The organism is uncultured Treponema sp., from assembly GCF_945873775.1.
Classification (GTDB): Bacteria; Spirochaetota; Spirochaetia; order Treponematales; family Treponemataceae; genus Treponema_D.
The window spans coordinates 1-9,474 of sequence record NZ_CAMCEC010000038.1 but is presented as its reverse complement, the minus strand read 5'-3'; the positions used below and the strand labels follow the sequence as shown (position 1 = coordinate 9,474).

General features: G+C 32.7%; 7 protein-coding genes. All 7 read right to left on the bottom strand.

What is annotated here, in order from left to right:
* Positions 1-262: 262 nt before the first annotated feature.
* The 7 genes from Q0N70_RS11955 to Q0N70_RS11925 all read right to left on the bottom strand — a co-directional run bounded on the left by Q0N70_RS11955 (position 263) and on the right by Q0N70_RS11925 (position 8,963).
* A complete protein-coding gene (locus Q0N70_RS11955) occupies positions 263-2,992 on the bottom strand; it encodes a YfhO family protein (RefSeq protein WP_294017057.1) in 2,730 nt (909 codons plus the stop codon).
* Between the two features lie 184 nt (positions 2,993-3,176).
* Entirely contained in the window at positions 3,177-3,521 is a 345-nt protein-coding gene (locus Q0N70_RS11950) for an EamA family transporter (RefSeq protein WP_294017055.1), read from the bottom strand.
* Positions 3,522-3,524: 3 nt separating this feature from the next.
* Positions 3,525-3,881 carry an EamA family transporter gene (locus Q0N70_RS11945; protein WP_294017053.1) on the bottom strand — a complete coding sequence of 119 codons (357 nt, stop codon included), beginning with the start codon at positions 3,879-3,881 and terminating at the stop codon, positions 3,525-3,527.
* Positions 3,874-6,573 carry a YfhO family protein gene (locus Q0N70_RS11940; protein ID WP_294017051.1) on the bottom strand — a complete coding sequence of 900 codons (2,700 nt, stop codon included), beginning with the start codon at positions 6,571-6,573 and terminating at the stop codon, positions 3,874-3,876. Before Q0N70_RS11940 ends, Q0N70_RS11945 begins: the two co-directional genes overlap by 8 nt.
* 8 nt (positions 6,574-6,581) lie before the next feature.
* Complete coding sequence (locus Q0N70_RS11935) at positions 6,582-7,496, bottom strand: glycosyltransferase family 2 protein (protein ID WP_273464531.1); 915 nt, start codon at positions 7,494-7,496, stop codon at positions 6,582-6,584.
* A gap of 8 nt (positions 7,497-7,504) precedes the next feature.
* Entirely contained in the window at positions 7,505-8,602 is a 1,098-nt protein-coding gene (locus tag Q0N70_RS11930) for a DegT/DnrJ/EryC1/StrS aminotransferase family protein (protein WP_294017049.1), read from the bottom strand.
* Entirely contained in the window at positions 8,595-8,963 is a 369-nt protein-coding gene (locus tag Q0N70_RS11925; RefSeq protein ID WP_294017047.1) for an FdtA/QdtA family cupin domain-containing protein, read from the bottom strand. The genes Q0N70_RS11930 and Q0N70_RS11925 overlap by 8 nt, the downstream gene beginning before the upstream one ends.
* Positions 8,964-9,474: the final 511 nt, after the last annotated feature.

The window sequence follows — 9,474 nt, the reverse complement described above, 5'->3', positions numbered from 1 at the left end:
CTTTTGGCGATTTCCGCTGAACTTAGGTGTGGCTGAAATCGGCGAGCTCTAACACTGGAGCTATTGAAAATACAATTGCAAGAGTTTTTCCTAAGACAACAGACTGTTTTAGTTGGAAAAACAAAGTATTTTATTGGGAAAAACAGTATGTTTTAGTTGGTAAAACAGCAGAAGCAATAGAAAGATAGAATTTTTTTTATCATAGCAGCTTAGGTTTTCTTCTTACAGAATACACTCCTATTTTGATTTGCTATTGCAATTCTTATTCATTTTCTTTTTTTCTTGATTTCAAATAAAAACATAAAGCCACAAGAGCAATCAGTCCTATGAATGACGAAACAACCCCTGCAGCCAAGAACGGCGTGCTGTACTTCAGGACAACCGAATGGTTTCCTGCATCCACAAACGTTCCTATAAATGCAATGTCGCATCTATAAGATTTTGTTTCCTTTCCGTCTATAAAAATCTTCCAGCCTTTTGAGTATGGCATTGAAAATCTTACGAACTGTTTTTCATTTAATGAAGTCTCAAGTGAAATTTTATTTTCCGAAAATGCCAGACTGGAGATTTCATCAGTATCTCTCGAATTAAACTTTTCATCCCTTTCAGAAATATCCAGCGCGAAAACCGATATTTCATCAAATTCATACACGCCTTTGTTTTCAAGCGTAACAAAGAATTTTCCAGACTTGCACTCTTGCAGACCGAAGCACGGCATTCTGTTATGTCCCATGCTGTCATTCGCGTTTGTCATCCCGAATGAGAATGACTCTTCTTTGCCCGATGACGAGACAAATCTAATCTGCGGCTTAAACTGCTCATAACTGTCTGTAGTGTAGTAAAAATTCTTGAACAAGAGATAAAGCTCTTTTTTTGAATCAGAATCCTCATCGCATGAAAAGTCAATCTCAAATGTCGTGTTTTTCTTTCTTGTAGTTATTTTGTTTTCTTCAATTTTTACATCATCATTTCCAACAAAAGAAACATTTTTGCATAGAATTTTTGAATTCAGTTTTAGCTCCGGCTCGTCAGTATTGTCTTCAGATTTTTCATCATAAATGACTGCTGTGTCTAGGAACAGCTCCTGCTTTTCAATAGGATTCAGATTCTCAAAATTATTATCTGCATACAAAACATTTTTATACGGCACGGCAAACGGCGAAGGATTGTTCAGTTTGAACAGCTTTTTCCTGCCGCCGTAAGTGTCAAACTCCTTTACAAAAGTCATGTATTCAGGCGCATAATCTGCTTCCGCAGGAAGAACAAAATATTTTACTGCAAACAAATTCTGCAATGCAGAACGCCGGTTCAGGCTTGAACAAGACATTAAAGATGTCTTTGCAAGCGCAATATCCTCATAAAACTGCATAAGATGAATGTCTGAAATGCTGTAATTATAAGACGTACTTTTAGTTCCAAAAACAACAGCGTTATTAGCTGTAAATTTATTTTCTTCGTCATAACGGAAAAAATCTGCATCATTTAATTTTAAAATTTCAATATCAGTATTTTTTGCAACATTGCCTTCATAGATACCGAACTCTCTAAAATCATCTAAATAAGAAAGGCCATAAGGAGAATAACGAACAAATGCAATTACAACAATTCCTATAAAAATTGAAACAAGAGAAAAAATACGAATATCTTTTCTTTTTTTAATCAGAAAATACAAAATCAGAAAAACTGCTAAAGAATATATATAACACAACGCATAATGCTGCCGTCTAGCATGGCTTATTATACAAGAAAAAATAACAAGAAGATTTTGGACAACAGCAATAAGCAGCGGAATTTTCAATTCTTTAAAAGAACTTTTGCAAAATATAGGGAATGCATAAACAAAAGACACACAAACTAAAAAAGCAAAAGCAAAACACCAGCGGTTTGTTATATAATTAAAGCCATTAATAAAGTGTCCAAAAAAAGGACAAATAAAAAATAGAATGCCTAATGAAATAAAAATTTTTAATTGCTTTGAAATCTTATCATTTAAAGTGAACAAAAATAACAATGCAACAAACACAACTGGAGCAAAACCTATACTGCCAAAAAATCCACCAACAGAAGCTGGAGATGATACTGATGAAAAAAGATTTGCATAATACGCAAGGCTATAAAAGAAATTAACTTCTATCTTTTCAGTTGTTCTTGATGCTGTTAAAAATCCGTATGCACTAGGAAGCAATATAAAGGCTGCCATCATAACAGCTATCATATAAAATCCAAATGCCCTAAAGAAGGTTTTAAAAAATTCTTTGCACAAAAATTTTCTTTCTATTTTCACTACGAAAAAGAATCTGACAGCCGCATATACAAAGACAAAGAAAGAAAGCATATAAAAGAAATAATAATTGCACACACAAGCCAAGAATGAAAAAATGATAAAAAACACCGGACTTTTTCTATCAAGAATTTTATCAATTCCAATACAAAGCAATGGCAAAAAAATAAGAGGATTCAAAAAATACGGATGCCTGATACCAACAAAAAGCGCATATCCGCAAAAAGAATAAGAGATAGCGCCAAATGGAATAATATTTTTTTGAAATTTATGAGTATTGCAATAAAATATAAAAGAAATTCCGCTAAGATAAAAACGAAGAACCGCAAGAAACACAAAAAGAATATAAGTTCCATTTTTAGGAACAAATATCGAAAGCAAATTTAGAGGGTCTCCAATGCAAAACCAAGTCAGACTTGAAATAATATCAGCTCCAAATCCAAGTGAAAATGAAAAAGTTGGAACAATAAATTTTCCATGAATAAAATTATATGCTATAGTCCTAAGCCACTCTCCATAAAATGCAAGAAATGCCGTATGCTCTGTAATTCCATCGCCAGAACAAAACGATTTTCCATATACAAAAAACTGAAAAAAGCATAAAGGAACTAATAAGCAGAAAAGCAAGGAATAGATTAAAAAAGTTTTTAGTTGAAAGCAATTAAAATTCCGCTTTGCCGGAAAGGTCAATAAATTATTTTTCTGTGCCATCGTTTTTCTCCAGCACAGAATTAATAAAACAAGGGGTTAGTTGTACCCCCCCCCGACAAATGTCTTGAACTAAATATGAAAATATGCATAGACCACATCTCCAAATGAAAAATTTTAACTATTATATATTTATTAAGTAAAATTGTATATAAACACTTTTAGATAACAAAACACTAAATCAACCTTAAAAACTTGAAACAAAAATTCCAGCCATAATAAAAATAAAACCGGCGACCTTTTGAACATTAAGCTTTTCATTGAAAAAAAATCTGCTTAAAACCGCTACAAAAATATAAGAGGCAGAATCAAGGACTGGAGCTTTTGATAAAGGTATGAATTTTAGGCACAACAACGAAAGCAATGTTGAGAATACAAAAAGGCTGTATGACATTATAACAAGAGGATTCAAATAAGCTTTTATTCCGGAACTTCCATTCTGCCCTGCACTCTTTTTTAGAAGAATCTGCGAGAAACTTGAAATCAAGACCCCTAAAAGAAAAACTGCGGAAAAAATCATTTTTTTATCCATTGCTCAAGCCTCTTTTATTTTTTCAGAACGGATAACAAGAATTATTCCCAAAAAAACAAGAACAATGCTGATTATTTTTGTGAAAGTTATTTTTTCTGCAAAAAACACTGCTCCAAAAATAATTCCCCAAAGTAAATCTGCCGCACGGTTTGCATAGGCAACCGAAAGATTGAAATTCGAAAGCACCTTTTGCCAAAAAAAAGCATAGACTCCAAGACACAAAAACAATAAAAATGTAAATATAAAAAATTTTAATGAAAGAAATTCCTGCTGCCCTGCAAATTTTGAAAAAACAGTGCTTAAAGAATATACAATCACCAAAAGATGCAGTTTTAATAAAGATAAAAATTTTTTATTCATTTTCTTTTCTTCTTGATTTCAAATAAAAACACAGAACTACAAGAATAGCCAAACCTGCAAATGACGTGATAAGACCTGTGTTCAAGAACGGCGTGCTGTATTTTAGAACTACAGAATGATTTCCTGAATCCACAAAAGTTCCGATGAATGCAATGTCGCACCTATAAGACTTTGTTTCCTTTCCGTCTACAAAAATTTTCCAGCCTTTTGAGTATGGCATTGAAAATCTTACGAACTGTTTTTCATTTAATGAAGTCTCAAGTGAAATTTTATTTTCCGAAAATGCAAGATTGCTGATTTCCTCGCTATCTATCGAATTAAAATTTTCATCTCTTTTAGAAATATCCAGCGCAAAAACCGATATTTCATCAAATTCATAGATGCCTTTATTTTCAAGCGTAATAAAGAATTTTCCAGACTTGCAGTCTTGAAGCCCGAAGCACGGCATTCTGTTATGACCCATGCTGTCATTTGAATTTGTCAATTCAAATGAGAAAAATTCTTTTTTTCCTGAATCAGAAACAAAAGTGACTTTAGGCTTTACATGCTCCTCTTTATCAGTCGTGTAGCAGAAATTCTTGAACAATAGATAAAGTTCTTTTTTTGTGCCGGAATCATCATCGCCTGCAAAGTCAATCTCAAAAGTGGCGTTTTCCTTTTTTGTAGTTATTTTATTTTTTTCAATTTTCACATCATTATTTCCGATAAAGGAAATATTTTTGCGAAAAATTCTGGAATTTAGTTTTATCTCAGGCGCTTCATCTTTGTTTACAATTTTTTCATCATAAATGACTGCTGCGTTCAGGAACAACTCTTGCTTTTCGATAGGATTTAAATCCTTAAAATTTTTATCTGCATACAGAACGTTTTTATACGGCACGGCAAATGGTGAAGAATCGTTCAGCTTGTACATTTTTTTCTTTCCGCCGTAAGTGTCAAACTCTTTTACAAAAGTCATATATCTAGGCTCATATTCTGTTTCTGCAGGAAGAACAAAATATTTTACCGAAAACAACTTTTGTAATGAAGAACGCCGGTTCAGGCTTGAACATCTCATATTACTGGTTGTTGCAAGGCAAAGCTCTTCATAAAGCTGCATCAAGTGTATATCTGAAATGCTATAATAATAATTTGTTCCATGCGTTCCAAAGATAACTGAATTATTCGCAGTAAACTTTTGCTCTTCATCATATCTAAAAAAATCATCATCTGGAAGCTTTTTTATTTCAATATCAGTATTAGATTTTAGATTTTTCTCATAGCTTCCATAATTTGTATATTTTTCCAGATAATTAAGCCCGTAAGGAGAAAACCTAACGTTTGAATTTACAATAATTCCTAAAAACACAAAGAAATAGATAAATTTTTGCAAGAATGTATTTTTATTCTTTACAAAAAGCAAATAAGTTGAAATTAAAAATATCAATGAAAATGCATAGCAAACAAAATATTGTTGCCTTACATTTCTGTCTATACAGCAAACTGCCAATATAATTAACGAGTGTGCCATTACAAGAAATATAGGCAATTTTATATTTTCTTTTGAGGCAGAACAGAATTTTGGAAAAACATGGACAAATGCAATACAAACAGGAAATGCAAAAATAAAAGACCATCTGTTCGTTATATAATTAAATCCGTTTGTAACATGAGCTAAAAATGGAACAACAAAAAAGGCAAGTCCAATCAAAAGGTAAATTTTCAATTGTTTTGAAACAGAATCTTTTTGAGTAAATAAAAAAAGCAAGAACAATAAAACTGGCGCAGCAAATCCTAAATTTCCATAAGAGCCGAATGAGGACGGTGCAGATGGCGCAAAAAATAAATTTGCATAATAATTAAAATCATAAAGTATCGGAACATTGATTTTTTCAGTTGTTCTTGACGCTGTTAAAAAACCGTAAATATTTGGAAAAAGAAAAAATGCTGCTAAGGCGACACCTATAAAATAAAATCCGGCAGTTTTAAAAAAAACTTTAACAAAAGCATTTATTTTTTTATCTGAAGTGTCAACAAAGAAAAAACGCACGATTGCGTATATAAAGACGAAAATAGAAAGCATATAAAAAAAGTAATAATTACATGCGCAGGAAATAAAGACTGTTATTATAAAAAGCAATGGACTCTTTTTTTCTAAAATAAAGTCAATTCCAAGACAAAGCATTGGAAAGTAAATCATAGGATTTAAAAAATAAGGATGCCTAAGACCGACAAAAATCGCATACCCGCAAAAAGAGTATGCCAAAGCACCAAAAACAACAGATGTATTAAAGAATGTCTTCTTCCTGCAAAAAACAATAAAAGCAATGCCCATCAAATAAAGGCGAATAATAGCCAGTACAACAAAGAGAACATAAGAGCCTTCTTTTGGAACAAAAACAGAAACAAGATTTAAAGGATCTCCAACACAAAACCAATTCAAAGTCGATATAACATCTGCTCCAAATCCTAAAGAAAAAGAGAAAGTCGGAACAATAAATTTTCCATGAAAAATATTACATATTATATTTCTAAGCCATTCACCATAAAAAGCTAGGAATGCTGTATGCTCATTAAGACCATCATGAACAAGAAACGATTTTCCATACACAAAAAACTGAAAAAAGCAGAAAGGAACTAACAGGCAGAAAAGCAAGGAATATTTTGCATAAACATTTTTTAACAACGACTTTTTTTCAATAATATTTTTCATAAAAATAATCAAACTCCAAATGTTTCTTTTACAACCCACTGGGGTGTATTATTCTGGTCAAGATAGTTTTTTCCAATATACTCGCCAATTATTCCAAGAAAAGTGCTTTGAAGTCCGCCAAAGAAAAGAAGCAGTACGATTATAGTTGTCCAGCCAGGAACTGTCTGCGGATTCATTATTTTTTCTACAATAAAAAACAATGCCATAGCAACAGAAATCAATGAAATAGTCAAACCTGTAATTGTAATGAAGCGCATTGGCTTTATTGAAAAATTTATAAACATGCTGAGCCACAAATTCAAAAGCTTTCCCAAAGTGTAATTAGACTTGCCTTGGGTTCTTGCTTTATGCTCAACAAATACAGAAGAAACATTATTAGTCGCCCTAAGCAAAAGTCCATCAATATAAGGAAACGGACCTTTATATTTTTTTAGTTCTTCAATCATTGCCCGGTTTATAATTTTAAAGCTGCATAAATAAAGATTCTTTGGCTTTCCAATAAGCCAGGTTGCAAAAACATCATTCACTTTGCTTCCGAAATTTCTGAACCAGTGATGTTTTTTCACATGATACTTTGAGTAGACAACATCGTAGCCTTTTTCAATTTCATTTAAAAGCTTAAAAATTTCTTCGGGAGGATTCTGCAAATCATCATCGATAATTACCGCATAATCTCCCGTGCAATAGTTCAAGGCACACATAACGGCATTGTGCTCACCATAGTTTCGCCTTAGATTTATAAACTTCACATAATCATATTTTTTACACAAATCCTTGCAGACTTCCGCACTGTTATCGCGGCTTCCATCATTTACAAGAACAACTTCTTTTTCAATATTAGAAAATGTTGAGTCTAAATTTTCCATAAGCGGGCTAATTGTATCAGATCCGTTATAGACTGGAATGCAAATAGAAAGTTTCATAATTTTCCTTATTTAGTGCTGAATTTTCTTAGAACTTCGCAAACCTGCTCAATATCCTGTTCTGTGTGAAAATACGAAATCGGCAGGCTTAATGTTGTGTTATGGATTTCTTCTGCGATTGGAGTTTCAAATCCGTCAAGAATTCCTTTCATGGCAATTTGTTTGTTAGGAGCAATCGGATAGTGAATTTCCGTCTTTACGCCATTTTCAAGAAGAAATGATTTTAATTCGTCGCGTTTTTCAGAGCGGATATTAAAAATATGATAAACGTGACGATACCCTTCTACTTTTGCCGGAAGAATAAAGTCTGTGCCGCTTAACATTGAGTAATAAATGTCTGCAAGTTTTTCTTTATGGCATGTAATTTCTTCCAGTTTTTTCAGTTTTATTCTAAGAAAAGAAGCCTGAACTTCTGAAAGTCTTGAATTTTCACCAATATATTCATTATGATATTTTATATTTGAGCCATAATTTCTCATGGCTTTTACTTTATTGTACAGCTCCTCATTATTTGTTGTAATTGCACCTGCATCCCCAAGCGCACCAAGATTTTTTGTAGGATAAAAGCTGAATGCTGTGAATTCGCCCCAAGAGCCAACTTTCTTTCCGTTTATGGAAGCGTTGTGTGCCTGAGCAGCATCTTCAACAATCTTCAAATTGTATTTTTTAGCAATTTCAATGACTGCTGGCATATTTGCCATTCTTCCATAAAGATGAACTGGCATTATAGCTTTTGTTTTAGAGGTTATTGCTTTTTCGATTTTAGAAACATCAATGTTATATGTTTCAAGTTCCGGTTCTACAAGCACAGGCTTTAAATTTGCATTTACAATTGCAAGGATTGTTGCAATGTATGTATTTGAAGGCACTAAAACTTCTGAACCGGCAGGAAAATCAAAAGCTTTTAATGAAATAGTAAGTGCATCGAGTCCATTTGCAACGCCTATACAGTATTTTGCGCCGCAAAAAGCAGCAAATTCCTTTTCAAATTCAGCAACCTGATTTCCTAAAATATACCATCCTGAATCAAGAACAGTTTCGAAAGATTTTTTATATTCGTCAAAGAAAGGTCTATTCAACTTTCCTAAATTTTCATACTCAATCATGTGGATACTCCTCTTCTATATAATCAGCTTTATCAAAAAATTCAGACGCCAAAACAAGAAGCACGCAGTCTGATGTAAATTTGTCCATTGAGTGCCAGTCTTCTGGTGAAAGGATAAGACATTTTTCTGGAGAATCAAGAAGAACAGTTTGCTCTGAATTTCCATTATTTATAAAAATCTCGCACGAGCCTTTTGGACACACAAGAGCCTGGGTTGTCTTTAAGTGTCTATGGCCGCCGCGTTTTTCTTTGGCATTATAAATGTAGTAAATGCGCTTGATTTCAAATGGAAGAAGTTTTTCTATAACAGTAAGAGAGCCGCGCTCATCTGAAAAGGTAGGAAGATTAATTATCTGCGCCATGATTTTTCTCCGGCACAGACAGAATAAAACAAGGAGCTAGTTGTACCCCCCCCCGTCAAAAATTTTGAATTGAATATGGAAATATACATAACTTGTATCTCCGAAAAATAAATTTCTATTAGTATACAATTATAATTTTTTTATGGCAACTGAAAGAAATCTATTGCTTCTTATGTACTAGCTTTATAACTTAAAACTGCAAGAAGATTTTGTTGTAAAATTCCTAAACAGAAAAAAATCTTTTATTCTTTATGGCTTTGCCGCACTGTCTCCGAATGTCTCCATATAGCATTTCTTAAAGTCTTAGAAGCCTTATCTAAGAGACGAAATCAACAGTGTTTTTCATAAGATTCAATTTGACTATTCAATATAATAAACCTGTTTTTATTTAAGAATAAACATAACATTGTTTCAAACTCAAATTTACTTAAAATTTAACCTAATTTAAGCTCAAAATGAAACCAAGTTGAGTTCAAAGTGAAACCAAGTTGAGTTCAAAGTGAAACCAAGT